At 43.0% G+C, this 16,757-nt stretch carries 18 protein-coding genes; 5 read left to right on the forward strand and 13 right to left on the reverse strand.

What is annotated here, in order from left to right; translation table 11 throughout:
* Positions 1-6 precede the first annotated feature (6 nt).
* The 13 genes from SYJ56_RS04915 to SYJ56_RS04975 all read right to left on the reverse strand — a co-directional run bounded on the left by SYJ56_RS04915 (position 7) and on the right by SYJ56_RS04975 (position 10,917).
* Positions 7-786 (reverse strand): hypothetical protein, encoded by a 780-nt coding sequence (locus tag SYJ56_RS04915; RefSeq protein ID WP_323832521.1) that lies wholly within the window; start codon positions 784-786, stop codon positions 7-9.
* 62 nt (positions 787-848) lie between these two features.
* Positions 849-1,700: a conjugative transposon protein TraN gene (traN, locus tag SYJ56_RS04920; protein ID WP_323832522.1), complete on the reverse strand. Its 852-nt coding sequence runs from the start codon at positions 1,698-1,700 to the stop codon at positions 849-851.
* Positions 1,701-1,719: 19 nt separating this feature from the next.
* A complete protein-coding gene (gene traM, locus SYJ56_RS04925; RefSeq protein WP_323832523.1) occupies positions 1,720-3,012 on the reverse strand; it encodes a conjugative transposon protein TraM in 1,293 nt (430 codons plus the stop codon).
* A complete protein-coding gene (locus tag SYJ56_RS04930; protein ID WP_323832524.1) occupies positions 3,005-3,340 on the reverse strand; it encodes a hypothetical protein in 336 nt (111 codons plus the stop codon). Before SYJ56_RS04930 ends, traM begins: the two co-directional genes overlap by 8 nt.
* Before the next feature lie 2 nt (positions 3,341-3,342).
* Positions 3,343-3,960: a conjugative transposon protein TraK gene (traK, locus tag SYJ56_RS04935; RefSeq protein ID WP_323832525.1), complete on the reverse strand. Its 618-nt coding sequence runs from the start codon at positions 3,958-3,960 to the stop codon at positions 3,343-3,345.
* An 11-nt stretch (positions 3,961-3,971) separates the two neighbouring features.
* Positions 3,972-5,192: a conjugative transposon protein TraJ gene (gene traJ / locus SYJ56_RS04940; protein ID WP_323832526.1), complete on the reverse strand. Its 1,221-nt coding sequence runs from the start codon at positions 5,190-5,192 to the stop codon at positions 3,972-3,974.
* A gap of 14 nt (positions 5,193-5,206) precedes the next feature.
* A complete protein-coding gene (locus SYJ56_RS04945; protein WP_323832527.1) occupies positions 5,207-5,845 on the reverse strand; it encodes a TerB family tellurite resistance protein in 639 nt (212 codons plus the stop codon).
* 7 nt (positions 5,846-5,852) lie between these two features.
* Positions 5,853-6,500: a hypothetical protein gene (locus SYJ56_RS04950; protein ID WP_323832528.1), complete on the reverse strand. Its 648-nt coding sequence runs from the start codon at positions 6,498-6,500 to the stop codon at positions 5,853-5,855.
* 12 nt (positions 6,501-6,512) lie between these two features.
* Positions 6,513-7,217, reverse strand: coding sequence for a conjugal transfer protein TraI (locus tag SYJ56_RS04955; RefSeq protein WP_323832529.1), 705 nt, complete (start codon positions 7,215-7,217; stop codon positions 6,513-6,515).
* Between the two features lie 11 nt (positions 7,218-7,228).
* Positions 7,229-9,685 carry a TraG family conjugative transposon ATPase gene (locus SYJ56_RS04960; protein WP_323832530.1) on the reverse strand — a complete coding sequence of 819 codons (2,457 nt, stop codon included), beginning with the start codon at positions 9,683-9,685 and terminating at the stop codon, positions 7,229-7,231.
* A gap of 51 nt (positions 9,686-9,736) precedes the next feature.
* Positions 9,737-10,063, reverse strand: a complete 327-nt coding sequence (locus SYJ56_RS04965; RefSeq protein ID WP_323832531.1) for a DUF4133 domain-containing protein — start codon at positions 10,061-10,063, stop codon at positions 9,737-9,739.
* Positions 10,064-10,093: 30 nt separating this feature from the next.
* Positions 10,094-10,420 (reverse strand): DUF4134 domain-containing protein, encoded by a 327-nt coding sequence (locus SYJ56_RS04970; protein WP_323832532.1) that lies wholly within the window; start codon positions 10,418-10,420, stop codon positions 10,094-10,096.
* Between the two features lie 38 nt (positions 10,421-10,458).
* A complete protein-coding gene (locus SYJ56_RS04975) occupies positions 10,459-10,917 on the reverse strand; it encodes a hypothetical protein (protein ID WP_323832533.1) in 459 nt (152 codons plus the stop codon).
* A 324-nt stretch (positions 10,918-11,241) separates the two neighbouring features.
* Here SYJ56_RS04975 and SYJ56_RS26050 point away from each other — a divergent pair, with 324 nt between their 5' ends.
* The 5 genes from SYJ56_RS26050 (at position 11,242) to SYJ56_RS05000 (ending at position 16,748) form a co-directional block, all read left to right on the forward strand.
* Positions 11,242-11,346, forward strand: coding sequence for a hypothetical protein (locus SYJ56_RS26050; RefSeq protein WP_323832534.1), 105 nt, complete (start codon positions 11,242-11,244; stop codon positions 11,344-11,346).
* Between the two features lie 228 nt (positions 11,347-11,574).
* A complete protein-coding gene (locus tag SYJ56_RS04985; RefSeq protein ID WP_323832535.1) occupies positions 11,575-12,429 on the forward strand; it encodes a hypothetical protein in 855 nt (284 codons plus the stop codon).
* Positions 12,430-12,442: 13 nt separating this feature from the next.
* Entirely contained in the window at positions 12,443-13,027 is a 585-nt protein-coding gene (locus tag SYJ56_RS04990; RefSeq protein ID WP_323832536.1) for a hypothetical protein, read from the forward strand.
* A gap of 2 nt (positions 13,028-13,029) precedes the next feature.
* Entirely contained in the window at positions 13,030-13,197 is a 168-nt protein-coding gene (locus tag SYJ56_RS04995) for a hypothetical protein (protein ID WP_323832537.1), read from the forward strand.
* On the forward strand, positions 13,194-16,748 hold the full coding sequence (locus SYJ56_RS05000; protein WP_323832538.1) for a BACON domain-containing protein: 3,555 nt from the start codon (positions 13,194-13,196) through the stop codon (positions 16,746-16,748). Before SYJ56_RS04995 ends, SYJ56_RS05000 begins: the two co-directional genes overlap by 4 nt.
* Positions 16,749-16,757: the final 9 nt, after the last annotated feature.

Raw genomic sequence — 16,757 nt, forward strand, 5'->3', positions numbered from 1 at the left:
GGGGAATCAACCGGCTATTCCTGCACTTTTCCTTTTTCTAGTTTTCTTCGAGGGTAAATTTTCCGACTCCTCAGTGACATCCTTTTTCTGGGATTTAGACTGGGATGTTGAGGCTTTTTCTTTCTGTGATTCTGAAGTCCTCATCTGGTTGGAGTCATACACATTGAGGTTCTTGAATTGGGGACTTGCTTCTATATAGCGTTTTTGGTCACCGCCATCCAGTTGGAATGTGACCGATTGGCGGTTTCCTTTTTTAAGTGAATCCTGCAGCCTGGATAGATCATCCGGATTATTCAGCTCTTTGATCGGATGTTTTTCCAGCGCTTTATTAAGGTCAAAGCCGTAATTCTCATGGAACTGCTTGAGTTTAAAGTTGCCCTGATTGTCGGTTTCCTTAAAGTCCAACTGCACCCAGGCATTGTACTTTTCCTGCTCTTTGTTGACCAGGTCTTTGTTGACAGCACGTCCGTCCAGAAGATTATAGCCTTCTTTCAGGGTGATGTTATTGTCCTTTCCGATGTAAAAGGTATGGTTGATGGCCGGTTCATCCTGCCCTGATTTGGTCAGACTCAGATCGTATTTATTGAAGAAGTACATATCTGTCATGGATGACTTTTTGAAATGCAGATCGGCATTGACCGTATCCCCTCCGAAATCTGCCTGATGTTTTAAGGTAAAATCCGTTTCTCCTTTTTGAATGTGCTCCTTTATCGGGGCTTCCAATACTTCTCCGAATCCGGTGTACTTGACCTTGTTTTTGAGGTAATCAAAATTTTGCTCGTTCATGATGTTCAGTGTTTATGGTTAAAATGAATATGGTTTTAACTTTGTGATCAGGAACCCATGGATTATTCCACAAGGAATGCCTGTATAATGTGTCGGTTCTTTACTTTGATTTTCAGATGTCTGCCTCCCTGCTGTTCCATCAGTTGAATTCCGAGATGTTTTTGATCGGGAATGGTGAATTTTGAAAGTGCGACGACCAGAGTCTGGGTAGATTGTGCGGGTATTTGACCGGTCTTGCCCAAGATCATGACTGGTATCTGTTCCAGTTCCTGTGAGGCGGTCCGCTTTCCCTGTTTATTGTCGCGGATAAAAAAGCGGAATTGATCAACATCATAGTTGATATTGGTCTGGTTCTCCAGTTTGATCTGAAAATACAGCAAGTCATCTTCGATGTAAATTCCCGTCAATGAAAGTCCTGTCATATATTTCCGTTGTCGGATCGGCTTTATCTTTCGGTTTTTGATGGCTACCTTTTTAGCAGTTTCCAGGATTGCTACCTCACTGGGAATGTCTTTTTCAAATTCAGCCAATCCACGATCAGACTCAGGTAAGATTTTTAAATTGAGCTGTCGGGGATCTTTCAAATACTTCACCGTAAAGGAGTAGAACTTTCCGTCTGCGGTTATTACTGTCAGGTTGCTGTCCGCCAGCTTGTTATTTTCTGCCTTTACCTGAAGGATGTTTTCAACGGTTCTGGCTTTCTGGACTAAAATATTTCTAGAACCCCTGTCCACACTTATGATGGCCTGTGGAAAAATCAGGTTGGTGGTCAGCTGATCGCTGATACTGATCGGGGAGGCAGAGATGCCTTCAGTTGTGAAGGAGGAGTTGGATTGGGCCACTCCGGTGATCGGATGCTGGAATGATAGCATCAAGATCAGAGCTGTTACTCCTGTCCATTTTATATGGCTCATGTTCATGGGATTGTGTGGTTTAATGGTTGAGGTTGTTGTTTTGATCGTTGAGCCATACCTGATAGCCTGCCTTGAGTGTGAACTGGACCTGCTTGATCTTTTTCCCTATGAGGCTTTTTGCTGTTTCGATTCCGGCACTTGCGGCCTGGGCTTCCAGAGAAGTGTCAAATGCATTGATCCCAAATCCCTGTATTGCCCGGTTTCCTGATTGTGCACCGACCTCCCTGTTGAGTGAACCCGGAATGTGAATCCCTTCCATTCCATCCGAATTGTGTACGGTTAAGTCCACAGGAATAAGCTGATCAATTACTCGGATATGCTGGATGGAAATACCCAACCTATCCCCGTTTAGCGAAGCAATTCCATACACCAACTGGTCTTTTGGGATAGATAATCCTTTGATCGTAGTTTCTTCGGTAAGGCGGAGTTTGATAGTGGCTCCTGAAGACAGGGTCTGGGTTTCATGGATCACCGCCCGGATGGATTGAGACCGGGAATTTTTTCTGGTTGGTGTATCCAAACCATAAAAGCCATTTGATGGTGAGTTATTGCTGACTTCAGTGGGACTTTCATTTGCTGACTCCAGACTTGAAATTGACTGCGAGCCATCACTTGGAACTACAGAAAAGGTTTGGGATTTCACTTCGTAGTTTTCTGACCGTAATCTTGCCTGCACCCGCTCTGGATGCTGTATGTCCAGGATCTTTTCAAGCAGCTCACCCATCTGTTGCATTTCAGGATCGGGTTGTGCATTGCCGGCCTGCATCTGTTGCATCATCTGATCCAATCTGTCTAGATCTGAGCTTAGTCCAGGATCTGCTGTATCTTGTTGTTCAGGAATCTTTTTTGCCAATGATTGATCAGGCTCCTCAGCAAGCGTACGGTTGAGTGCTTCCAGTTTATCAAGAAGCTTTTTTTCATTGGGATCCTGGAATTCCTGCAAGGATGTACCAGTGACAGGACCAATAACTGATTCCTCTATTTCAGATTGCTTTTCTTTTGTAGGGGTACTTTCAGGATTAAAAGCCATTCTGTAATAGGGATCATTTTTGACCTCCTGCAGGAATTTTGCGGAGTCTGACCGGGACTTTTGGTAATGCCCCAGTTTATCCAATTCTCTGGATTTGTTGTCTGCAATACCGGGTAGTTCCAGATTGATTCCGGTTTGCCGGGTTTGTGTTGGATTGTTTCCGGTGGTGCTCCCTCCGCCCATCGCCCAGAAAGTAAGGGTCAGAAATGGTAGGGTCAATAGCGGCAGTATCAACAGAAATTTCCTCTTTTGTTGTGTTTTCAGGCTGATTTCATTAGTCATGGCTGTTATTGATTTGTGGTGTTGAATAGTAATGGAAAAGACTATCGGTTGCGGTGCTTTCATTTTTCAAGTCAGGAAAGTAAGGAAGTTGGGAATCCGGGATTTCTGTGGGCAATGCGGTTACTACACCAGGTTCCCCAGATCTCAGCAAAGAGATACTTGGTACCGAGGAAATAATCAGAAACAGCCCAAGGATCAGGTATTTGGAGAATTTGCTTAGCTTCTCTGATTTTTGTTGGAGCAGTGACGCGAATTTGTGGGCTTTGGATTGCCCAAATTCACAGACAGACTGAAACGGATTTCGATAGCTTAGTTGTGTAGGTTTCATGATCAGCGGTTTTGGATGTTTATATCAGTGTTTTCCAAGGTTTTCCAACCCTCGATCAGGAAGCCATGGGGATTGTTTTCACTTCGGGAGACAGCCCGCAGAAAACCTTCCGTAATGAGTTTTCGGGTCACAATGGAACCTGTACGGATCAATCGCTGGGTACCGTAATAGCGGAAATAGATAGGGGATTGGTCTATGGCAACCTGTATGCTGTCCATGCTGATTTCCTGGCTGATATTGCCTGCAATGATGTTGGAGTAGTAATTGCTTTCAGTTAAGTTATCGTATTGCCGTTTTGCGGATGCATCTGCCAGATAAAGGGCTTTGCCGGTATTGGCTATTATTACTTTTTCATCAGGATCAAGGGTAAAGAAATACAGGTGAAAAACGGCAATATGATCCTTGGCCTCAACTTCCAAATTATCCCTGCGGTCTGTGGCGAAGGCTTCCAGTGCTTTTCCGTTGGCCAGGATATAGACTTTTTGCTGCAATGCGGCAGTCATTTGCTGGCTTTTGTAGAGGGTAAATCCTGAAAAGAATAGGCAGCCGATAATCACCACAAGGGTAAAGAGGCGGATTTGTCGGAAGGCAGTATCGATATTTTTTGGTTTTGTGAACATGGCTTTTAGAGTTATGAGTTGCCTTTGAGCTTATTGGATTGATAATCATCTCCGTCCTTAAAATAGCCGGAGGAAGTACCGAATGAAGCCATGGATTGTCTGATACCTGCTGCTTTATCGCCAAATGAATCAGCGGCCATATTGATTCCTTTTCCTGTTGCAATTGCTGCGGTTCTGCTCATTGAAACTGTGGTTAGTGCACCTTGGGTAAAAAAGCTCGTTGCTTTATGGGGAAGCGACCCACCTGAAGCGGCATGGACAATGTAGTTGGCCACTGATGGGACGGAGAAATAGCCGATGATACCGATGATTAAAAAGATCAGGTATCCTGTATCTGTGGCTGAAAAGAAGGTGTCTCCGGTGCTTTCGATCTGGCCGATATCCAGGACAAGCATTTTTTGCTGGATAGTGCTGATGATGGCCCCGAAGATATTGGCCACCGGAAGCCAGAGGTAGATGTTGATATAGCGGGCCAGCCAGACAGTAAGTGTATGCTGGAATCCATCATAGACGGATAGACTGAAAACCAAAGGGCCAAGAATGGATAAGACAATCAGCTGAAAGGTTCTCAGTGTATTGATGCAGAGAGCGGCTGCTTCAAAGAGCAGTTGTAAAACTTCAGCAAGGGCCTGCTTGATCCAGTGCTTGAAGTTGAAACTCCATTTTGCATTTGAAAAGAGTTCGTTATTCCATAAAGATTCTAAAAAACCTTCATCTGGTGCATGACTGTCTTCTGGCAAACCTTGAGTGTATTTCAACCATTTTTCATAATCCCCTTCGCGGTGGTTGCTTCGGTAAATTTGACCTTTAATCGTGCCTTTTATGACTTCTTCTTTATGCTTCATCAGATTTTCAATGGCTTGATTGGAATTGTTCATCATGGAAGCTGTCGCGCTGACAGTCGGGTTCATCACCCCATTGATCAGGGAAAGGACGGATGGGAATATCATGATACAAAAGCCGATTACGAATGGACGGAATAAGGGATAGAAATCTATGGGTTCAGCATTGGCAATGGACCTCCAGACTCTGGAGGCGATATACCATAGTGCACCAAAGGCAGCAATCCCCTGTGCCACACTGATTAATTGGCTGCATAGCGGCATCATCTCGGAATAAAGTTCTTCCAAAACTCCATGGAGTCCTCTATCATAACCCACTTGGGCATGGGTCGGCAACGGAAGGAGGAACGGGAGTAGAAGGATAGCGATGGATTTAAGAAGTGCTTTCATGGTGCTTGGTAGGCTTAGTTGTCCCTTTTTCGATAGAGGTTTCTGATCCCGTTCAATTCCTGGCTTGCCTTGGATCGGCTGATTGCCAGAACTTGGGTTTCCTGATTGAATGCGGAGAGGAAAATCAGCTTGTCCTGGATGTCCAGGTGGATGCGGTCTATGGCTTCCAGCCGTTCTTGATCGGACATTCTCAGTTTTCCAGCAGTCAATACCATAGTCAGTTCATCGAGTTGTTGTAGGCTCATTTCAAAGAGATTTCCATAGACCTGGGACAGGTAGGAGATTTCATTGACGGTAAAGTGTCCGGAGGATTTAAAGCCTGCAAATGCCCGTTTGTAATCCTTGACCAGCTTGATTTGGTAGCTGATGATTTCCGCAACTTTATGGTAATTTCTGACAGCAGGGCTTACCTGAAGCAGTTGATTGAGGAAGGATTCATGCAGGCTGAAGTTCCCCGAGGCAAGATTTTCTATTTGGGAATAGCCTGTTCTCAGTGTAGTGTACCCTTTTTCCAGATCAGTCAGGATCTGCTTGAGCTGGCTCAGCTTGATGACATTGAGCAAGAGTTGGGCAGCCTCGTCGGTCTGGGATTTCGCAGGATGGAATCCAAGAGACAGATAAAAAGGGAGAAGAAGAATGATGAATTGTTTCATGACAACTTTAATCTTGGTTTGAAAAAAAGATGTTTTTTCGCTTTTCGATTGCACGGGATTCCTTTTGCCTGAAAAGGCTTAGATCTTGGAAGGTCTGATAAAACCGGATGGTGTAGCTATAGACTTCTTGCATCCGATCATGGATTTGGGCGAGTTGAGAAATCCGTTCAGAATCATTCAGATTCAATTGATCCTTTTCAAGAAGGGTTTGCAGATCAAGCAGCATCTGGTCGAAGTCCTTATTTATGGATAGAATCACATGCCGTATGACTTTTTCTTCTGAAGCTGTAAACCGGTTTTCCATAAATAGTCTGCTTGGAATCCGTAGGGTTAGTTGCCTGGTTTGGGAATAAAGAGCGATGGTTTTTTCTGCTTCTGGATGGTTTTTGATCCAGTCATTAATTGAGGAAAATGAGCTGAAATAACTTTCGTGCTGGACGTAATCACCGTTTTGAATGGAATGTACCAGCCCCAATCCCTTGGATGCCACTTTATAGCCTTCTTTGAGCACTGTCGCATAGGCTTTAAAGGCGACAATCTGTTCTGCCAGATATTTTTTTTGGGTATCTTTTTGCTTCCACCATTCTTCAAATGTTTGGGAATGAGTTGGCAGGGACATACTGGCCAGATAGAAAATGAGAATCAATTTTTTCATGGAATTTCTGAGTTAGCGGTTTAGTCCGTAAAGGTTTTGGATGATGGAAATCTCATTGCTGCTTTTTGCCCGTTGCAGGCTCAACTGTCCGTTGCTTCGGTTGAAGGATTGCAGATCCCGGTAGTTTTGATCCACACGGTTTGCGGTTTCATTTAAGAGAGTCAACCGCTCTCCATCACTCATCTGCAGGGTAAAGGACTTAACCAACAGTGTGAGTTGGTCCAGGTTATCCACGGTAGTGGCCAGCAATCCGGAGTAAACTTTGGCCATATACTCTTTTTCTGCTGCTGTGAAATGGGTGTCTTGCTTTATGGCTGCCCAGACTTTTTTGTATTCGGAGACAATCAGAGTTTGCTTCTGGGTAATGTCACGTACCCGTTGAAAGCTGGAAATTGCCGACTTTACCTGTTGCAATTCATCGAAATACTGCTCATATAGTGCACGTTGCTTTTCGTTCCAGTTTGAGATCTCATCGAGTTTGAGCTTGGACATGGTATTTTCCAATACTTTTTGGGCATTTTGAAGCCAGATGACTTTGTTCTGTTGACGCTGGATTTTGAGATCCATGGCGACAATGACCTTTTTGACCCCGGCTTTGATGATTTCCAGAATGGCAAGTGGAACAGCTGCTTCAGTCCGTTGGGCAGGAAGTGTGAATGCCATACAAAGCAGGGTAAGCACGATAGTTCGGTTAATTTTTTTGAGTGGGTTTTTCATGACATCAGTAGTTAGGTTTGATCTGCGGTGAGGGCTGCAATTCCTTTCTGGATAGAGCCGAAGCGTTCCGCATATTCCATTACCTTGATTTTCTCCGTTTCTTCCGTGGTATAGGCTAGGTATTCTTCTTTGGACACCTCGGTCCGATAAACTTTGGATAGCGTGCCTCCCAGGCTGATAAATACTTCCTTGTATTTGCGCTTGGGATCATTGGCCTTATTCACTGAAAGCACCATGGCACGTTCTTTATCGGTCAGACCCAGAAGTTCCTGGATCTGGTCAAATTTGTTCTGGTATTTGGATTGGTCCAGCAGGATCTTACAGTCACTGTTGTTGATGATGGCCTGCTTGACGACAGGAGAACTGATGATGTCCTCTACTTCTTGAGTAACCACAATGGCTTCCCCGAAGAATTTGCGGACTGTCTTAAACAGGTACTTGATGTATTCTGCCATGCCTTCCTTGGCGATGGCTTTCCAGGCTTCCTCGATCAGAATCAGTTTGCGGATGCCTTTCAGCTTGCGCATTTTATTGATAAAGACTTCCATGATGATAATGGTCACCACGGGAAAGAGAATTGGATGGTCTTTGATGTTATCCAGTTCAAAGACGATGAAGCGTTCCTGAAGTAGATCCAGATTTTCGGTGGCATTCAGGAGGTAATCAAATTCACCACCTCTATAATAAGGACGGAGCACATAGAGGAAATTGCCGATGTCAAAATCCTTTTCTTTGACCCTGTCGCTCTCAAGCAATGGCAGAAAGTCGGTTTGCAGGTACTCATAAAAGCTGCTGAAGCTCGGAAACAGGGATTTATCACAATCCAGTTTTTCGTAGTATCCTTTTAAAGCATTGGAAAGCGCCACATACTCACTTCGCTTGAACGTCTCATTGTCTTTTTTCCAAAGGGCTAGCAGCAGTGTTTTAATGCTCTCCTTTTTTTCAGTGTCCAGCTGATCCCCTTCGGCAATGAAAAAGGGGTTGAATCGGATGGGGTTTTTCTCATCGTAGGTGAAATAATATCCATCAACCAAATCGCAGAGTCCTTTATAGGAATGGCCCACATCTACAAGCACCACATGAGTCCCTTGCTCGTAATAGCTGCGGATCATATGGTTGGTAAAAAAGGATTTTCCGCTCCCGCTGGGACCGAGAATGAATTTGTTCCGGTTGGTGCAGATGCCCCGTTTCACCGGTTCATCTGAAAGATCTACGTGAACTGGTTTTCCGGTGAGCCGGTCTCCAAGCCGGATTCCAAAAGGACTGAGTGAACTCCGGTAACCTGTTTCCAGATTGAGAAAACACGACGCCTGCTCCACAAAGGTGTCAAAGCTGTCGTTCATGGGAAAGTCGGCGCTGTTGCCGGGGATTCCTGCCCAGAATATCTGTGGGGCTCCGACGGTTTCCTCTTTACCGGTAGCTTCGAGTTGGGCGAACGCAGCTCCAACCTGCTTTTTGATTTCGGGGACTTGGGTAGAATCTTCTGTCCAAGTCAGGATATTGAAATGTGATTTTACAGGGAGGCGCTGCTCGCTGATGGCTTCATTTAAGAAGTCGTTGGTCGCATCTCTTGCTATTGCATTTTCCCTGCTGTAATTGGCAAGGGACTGGAGACGGAGACGTTTGGACTCCAGTTTTTTTAGGGTTTGCTGCGCGTCCTCGATAAAGATGTACTGATTATAAATGTGGTTGCAGGGTAAGAGTTGTCCCAGGGCAGAGGCAAAACCCACACTGAATTTGGTGGTATCGGTGCTGTATTTGTCATAGTTGATCCGGCTTCCGCATAACGCAGGGAGCTCATCTGCATTTGATAGGGTAAACAGACGGCATTGCTTATTGCCCACCGAAAGGCTGGGTTTAAAACTGATGTCTAGTAACCAGGTCGGTTCATTACTATCAGACAGGCTGCAATATTTTTCAATGATTCCTTTATGTGTTGGAGTGCTGAATAGTGATTCTTCTTTTAGCCTGTTTAGCTGCACAAATCCGCTGTCAGTTAGGATGCGTTCAAACTGTCCGCATGCATCCAGAAAGTTGGGTAGGGTATCAGCCAGGATAAGTTCTTCGGGAATAATATGGGAACGGTGCAGGGTGGAGGAAAGGCTGCTGGATGCCTTCCTGTTTTTGGGGGTTAAAGTCAGGAACAGGTAACAACTGTGGTCCAGAAAGGGACGCTCATGGAAGAATCGCTCGCTGCTTCTGCGCAGGAAAGTTTGATCCGATTGCATAAAGTCAGCTTGATGTTGGCTTTCAATGAACCAGTCTTGCTTATGCAGAATGCTCTGTTGGGGAAGAGTTTTAATTGCTTTGATCCACACCTGGTGGAAGGCTTCGTATTCTCTGTCACTCAGGGTGAAGATCTCCGGAAGTTCCGCCTGAAAGGCTACCGTGATATCCCCTTGCTTGGAAAGGATACAATCCTGCTCAATGCTTAGGATCGGGAAACATGTTTCAAGGGATCTTTCCATGGTATAGTTTAATTGTTGTTTGCTTTTGGTAATAGATTAGGTTACTAGAGTTTATTTTTTGGACTTGAGTTTTCGATAGACTCCCCGTGATTTGATTCGGATGTTAAGGGGTATCCGTCGGTGGGCCAGCTTTTTCATCATGCCATGCTCACCGTAGGTATGGCTGAGTTGATAGATTTTGACGACTAGGAATGTCCCAGAAATAGCGATGATAAAAAGACAGATAATTGGATTGATTCCCAGAATGTAAAGGATGGCAAAGGCTACAAGTAGTGCCAGCACACCGGCACCGAGGTACCAGATGTACTGGGCTTTTAATCCCTTGAATTCAATGGGTTTGTTGATGCCTTTGTTGATCCGATAGATGCTGATGGACATATGCTAATGAGCTTTGGGAAGGTTGGTTGACTAAACCCCGAAGAAGGATTGGATGACTGTGGCTACTACCACCAAGAATACACAGCTGCCAAACCATGCGGCTGCCACTTTTCCGGTATCGGGATCTCCGGCATTCCATTTTTGATAGACTTTGACAGCTCCAATCAATCCGAGAATGGCACCGATAGCATACATCAGACTGGTGCCGGCGGCAAAGTAACTTCTAACCTGTCGGTCTGCTTCGGCTATTCCTGCCAGTCCATCCTGGGCATTTGCTTTAAGAGTGGAGAGTCCAAGTAGGAGTGTAGAGAGGAGTGTTGTACGGCTGGCTGGATACTGATTTTGTTTGTTGTTCATGGTATAATCATTTAGTGGTTGTTTGAAAAATTTGATAGTTAAGAAGGATTGGGGTAAGGGGAATTTGCCGTCCAGGCTTCTTCGATTTCGGATTCACTGAAGTTGATCCTACAGCGTTTGGCTGCGTTTTCTACAATGAAATTGATAACGGCAACCCGGTAGGCGGGAGCCCGAAGCCCGGGGTGGCTGGACAGTAGTTGGATCAGCTGAATGAGCAGTGTTTCCTTACTTGTCATGTGTGCCGCCTTCCCAAGGATGCCGTTTAATTCCGCAACAGTTGCTTCCAGCTCTTCAAAATGATCAGTGGGATATCCGTCAGTCCTCTTTCTATCTTGCTCCCCTGCATGCTGACTGTTTTGACTGATCTGCTTTATCTTTCCGGAAAGCAGGCTGCGGAATTCTTGTGGATAGTATAATCCGATGATGGTTAAGTAATAGGCTGTCAAGCCTATTGCTAAAGTGCTGAAGTATGTGTTCCAGGTAATTGCTTCCAACATAGTGTGTCTGTTTTGGGTCTCGGCGGTTATTTTGTCCCGCTGACAGAAGCAAATTTGTAATGTGTAAATCCCTGTTTTTTACACCGTTGTGGTAGCTACCAAAAAAAGTTTTCGAAAAATATGTATGTAGGATCAGGTAGGGAAATAGGCTGAAATAATAAGGATCACGTCCATGTTTTAATGGAACATTTACATAAATAAACACTTTGCATAATGCGAATTATGTAAAGTTTTACATAAAGCCCACAACCATCCATCCGGTAATTTACCTCCTCCAGAACAGGGTATGCGATTGACCAACCGGATCAAGGATCAGGAAAGATTTTGGATATTCCGGTTCTCGATCACCTTATTATGACAGCTGAAGGATATTATTCCATTGCAGATGAAGTGGAGCTTTTGGCTTCCAAAATCCTTATCATATTATAATATGGTTAAGTTATATAGTGTGAAATGAATTAAAATTTAACACTGAAAAAAAATATTTTACTATGCAAAAAATATTTCGTCCTATATAAAATGAACTTCTTATACAGGTAATTTATAAAATAGTTCACAAGTATAAAATAGATCAGTATCAATACCCTGCATAGGGTATTTTTTATTTGAAAACTTTTGAGTTGTATTGGAGGAAACTCATAGATACTAACCATTTACATGATAAGAAATTCACTTTTGGCTATTGTCCTTTTCTTGGGGTCAATCAGCCTCTTTGGTCAAACAAATACCTTTCCAGCTTCGGGAAATGTTGGCATAGGTACTTTGAGCCCCGTACTTCCCTTGCATGTTAAAACTACCGGAGCTAACCGGGTGAGGTTTGAATTTGGGGGTAAAACAATCGATTTAGTAAGTTACGGTACAACATCAGAACCATATGGTAGTGCAGCAGGGGTTTTCATGAGTGGTCAAGATGGACTTATCATGACAGGTGCCGGGAATAATTTGAGATTTATCACAAATAATGGAGGATATGCCGAACGGATGCGCATTCTGGCAAATGGAAATATTGGCATTGGAACAAGTTCCCCATCCCATAAACTCCATGTTGTCGGTTCAGGAAGGTTTAACGGTAGTGCATCAAGTTACACAGAGATCAACTCCAATGCTAGTGGAGCTTACATGTGGCAATACAATGCTGCCGGTAATTTAAGCTGGGTTATCCGTGGATATGCTGCTACATACCAGGCAGAATTTAGACATGGAGGGATAAGCGTTAATGGCACAATCAAAACAAATGAAGTCAACGTGACAGCTACAGGTTGGGCGGACTATGTTTTTGATGATTCCTATTCTTTAAAGCCGCTGGAAGAAGTACAGAAATTTTATCAGACCAATGGCCATCTGGAAAATATCCCTACCGAGAAAGAGGTGCTGGAAAATGGGGTGAACCTTTCTGAAATGACAGTTAAACTACTTGAAAAAGTTGAGGAGTTGACAATTTATTTGGTGAAGCAAAACTCTAGAATTATTGACCTTCAAGCGGAATTGGAATCTTTAAAGTCTATACAGTAACATATAAATGATGATGAAAAATTTACTATTGCTTTTAATCCTGGTCATTTTCTCTACTTCAGGCTTCGCCCAGGTATACACCAATCCAAGCACTGGTGATGTAGGCATAGGTACCAGTTCGCCGCTGTCAAAGTTACATGTAAATGGTTCTAGCAGATGGATTGGAAATAATCAGGATGTGATCGAAATAAATAAAACAGGAAGTGGTCATTTTATAAGGCAATCAACTAATAATCTTTCATCTAATGCCTGGATTTTGAGAGGTTATTTGTTAGATGGCTCTCAGGCTGATTTTAATCTTGGTGGAATCAAGGTAAACGGCACTATTAAAACCCAGGAAGTCAATATCGCCGCCTCTGGCTGGGCTGATTTTGTATTCAAGCCTGATTATAAGCTAATGCCTTTATCAGAACTGGAAGCTTTTATACAAAAGAACGGCCACCTTCCCAGTGTTCCCACTGAAGCGGAGGTAATGGAAAACGGGGTCAATCTGGCAGAGATGAATGTGAAGCTGCTGGAGAAAGTGGAGGAGTTGACGCTTTATGTGATTGAGCTGAAAAAAGAAGTTGAAGAATTAAAAGCCATGCAAAACAAGTGAAAATGAATAGTTTGAAAATATTCGGAGTATTGCTCTTGCTACTGACTGCTCCATTTAACCTATTTGGCCAATTGCCGGGAGATGTTTCTTCACAGATCGAGAAACTGACTCTGTATATTCTCCAGCAGGCCAAAGAAATCGAAGCAATAAAATCAAAGTTGGATTTATGACTAAAATCTATAATTATGCCTTTTTGATTTGGCTTGTATCTGCCCCTATCGCGCTTCAAGCCCAGATTAAAGAACCGGGATTTCCATCGGCCAATGCTGCTTCATTGGGAAAATACGGGGATTATCCCGTGAGTCATCATACCGGTGTACCGGATATTTCCATCCCAATATATACAGTCCAGGAAGGTGATTTAAGCCTTCCGATCTCTATGAATTACCATGCTTCAGGAATTAAAGTAGATGAGGTAGCAAGCTGGGTCGGTTTGGGATGGAGTCTTAACGCGGGAGGGGTAATCACAAGGAGTGTCGTAGGTGCTCCCGATGAAGGCGGGTATCCACTCAATGGCAATGTGAGGTCTGATCGTGGGGGATGGGGTTGGTACAAGAATGGAGGTTATCCTCCTGAAATGTTTGATTGTGGAAGTCCAAATCCTGGATGCTTTTCTACCCAAGTGGGTTCAGAATGTGATTGCTTAAATTACTATCAAGATGCTGCCAATGGTTATTTGGATACAGAACCTGACATTTTTACATTCAATGTCATGGGGCATTCCGGGAAATTTTATTTTGATGAAAATAAACAACCCCACTTTATTCCCAAAAAAGATTATATAGTAAAACCAATTGATGCACAGTTTAGTGCATGGACCATTACTGCTCCCGACGGAATGGTGTTTTATTTTGGTGGAGCGGGAGCAACAGAAAACAGCTTTTCAGGATTGTCAACATTGGATATGCCGAAAGTATCCACAAGCTGGTACCTTACCAGAATTGAATCCCCTAATAAAAAGCATAATATTTACCTAACCTACGTTGCAGAAAACTATAGTTATGGTACAAGAGGCGGACATTCCATGACATACCAAGAAGGTAATAGTTGCCCTTTGATAGGCTCTTTTAATGCCGAAACACTGCCAACAATAAATAATATCAATGGTATTAGGTTAAGTAAAATAACTACCGGTTCCCTTTATACAGAAATCAATTTTATTGCCTCAGCAAGTCTTCGAACAGATTTAACCTCATTGAATTCAATTTTGCAGAACAACACTCAGGCAAAATCCCTGGAAACTATTGAAATTAAGAACGGCTCAATTTGTAAAAAATTCACATTAAAACATTCGTACTTTCAAAGCCTGACTTCCAGCTCATATCCGGCTTATGGCCACACATATGATGCCAGGAGGTTGAAACTAAACTCGATTCAAGAGTCTTCCTGTACGGGATCCATTCTCTTCCCAGCACATCAATTTTCCTATATCGAGGGGCCGGCCTTTACCATGGCAAGAAGATATTCACTTGGTAAAGATGCCTGGGGTTATTATAATGGTGCGGATTCAAATCAGGGTCTGCTTCCTACCATGACTGTTTTTGTAAATCCCTGCGGCTACGTTAATTTTAATGGCGGTGCAAACAGGACCTCAAATGAAACCAAGATGAAATCCTGGACACTTAATGAAATTACTTTCCCTACGGGGGGGGCCTCATTATTTGAATATGAAGCCCACCGGTATATAGTTGGTAGTGTGACAAATATTGTTGGAGGATTAAGAATAAAAAAAATAACCAGCAATGATGGAAAGGGAAGTACAATTGTAAAAAACTATACCTACGACAGCGGGATATTGTATGCGGGCTTACCTAAATATGATCAATATCCCAAGGGTCAAAGTAATGAGGCAACCGTATACTATAGTGCGTTAAATATTGGTACCATTATTAGTTCGTCACCGAATCCTCCCTTAAAAACCACATTGGGATACCATATTGGCTATACAAATGTCACAGAAACGAGATCAGATAACAGCCAGATTGTTTTTTTCTATGTAAATGGACATCCTACAAATTTTAACCTGAAGTATCCGGCAGCACCACCATCCTATGATTTTGGTTCGGGAGAACTAAAAAGCAGCACCCATAGAGATAATGTAGGGGTCAATAAATATTTTTCAGACAATATCAGTTCCCAAAAAGGCACCCTTAATTCAACTTATACCATTAAAGTTGCACTACTTCCTTGCTATAATAATGTGACACCTGGGGATTGTTCCGAATTACTACCCTTTTATACAGAATATTATCTAAAAAGTGCCTATCATCTCCTGGATAAAACAATCGAAATAAAGGATGGAGTAACTAAGGAGATCAATTATACTTATACATCTGATTTAAAGCATTCCAACCCGAAAACAATTACCGAAACCAATAGCGATGGAAAAGTAGTGAAAAAAGAATTCACCTACCCCTCCGATGCCGGATCAGGTGCCCCGGCTGTCATGTGGGACAATACCCTTTCAACCTACAGGAACATGACCGCGCCCGTTATCAGAGAAAGAACCTTGGTCAATAACGTTCTGAAACAGCAGCAGGTAAATAATTACCAGTTATTATTTACCAACAAAGTACTACTGACTTCAGTTGATGAATACCCTACAGGAACAAGTGAATTTATTAAAACCAACTATACTTATGATTCAAACGGCAACCTGACTGAAAGCAAAAGGGGGAACAACCCCTCGTCATCTTTTCTTTGGGGCTATAAGAATATGTTTCCCATAGCAAAAGTGGATAATGCCTCAAAGAATGAGTTTTTCTTTACGAGTTTTGAGGAAGAGACCGCCGGTGTAACTACATCAGATTTTAGATCAGGTACCAAAAGCAAAACAGGAGGCTACACTAAATCATTAACAGGATTGACTACCGGCAAAACCTATATTTTGAGCTATTGGCAAAAACCGTCCTCCACATGGGTATACAATTCCACTGAGGTGGTTTTGACAAGTCCCACTACCTCATACACTATTTCTTTGGCCGGACAGGTTGATGATGTCAGGTTTTACCCCAAAGATGCTTTGATAAACACTTATACCTACCAGCCCAATATTGGCATTACCTCCCAATCAAATCATTTTGATGATGCCTCCTTTATGGATTACGATGAATTTGGGCGGCTGATAAGCATCAAAGATTACAATAAGGATATTTTGAAATCCTATACCTACAATTACAAAAAATCCATCCTTGTCTCTCCCAATTCATTATCATTAACAGGCAGCAGTTCTTCGAATACTGTGAATGTCACATCCACCATTAATTGGACTGTTGAAATCCCTCCTGCCTCAAACTGGATTTCTGTCACACCAACTTCAGGTTTTGGGGATCAGACCTTAACAGTCAATGTCGGACAAAACAATACGACTCCCAGAACAGGTTCTTTCAAAGTTAAAGGAGATGGGTTAGAAAGCACCGTAAATATTACCCAATCAGATGGAAGTCCATTTTTGACAGTTTCACCATCAAGTTTAACGTTTGGATCCAGTACATCAGCATTACCGGTCTCAATTCAATCAAATGTTGCATGGACTACACAGATTACTTATTGGTCCGGAAGTAATTGGCTTAGTCTACAACCAAGTTCAGGCACTGGCAACGCCACAATGAATGTTGTTAAATTACAATCTCCACCATCCGGTCAGCAATATAATGCAGAAATAAGGATTACAGGTGGTGGATTCACTAGGTATGTATCGGTCACTTCCAATGGTAATTAATCAATCCAA

This window comes from Algoriphagus aurantiacus, assembly GCF_035156405.1.
GTDB classification, from domain to species: Bacteria; Bacteroidota; Bacteroidia; order Cytophagales; family Cyclobacteriaceae; genus Algoriphagus; species Algoriphagus aurantiacus.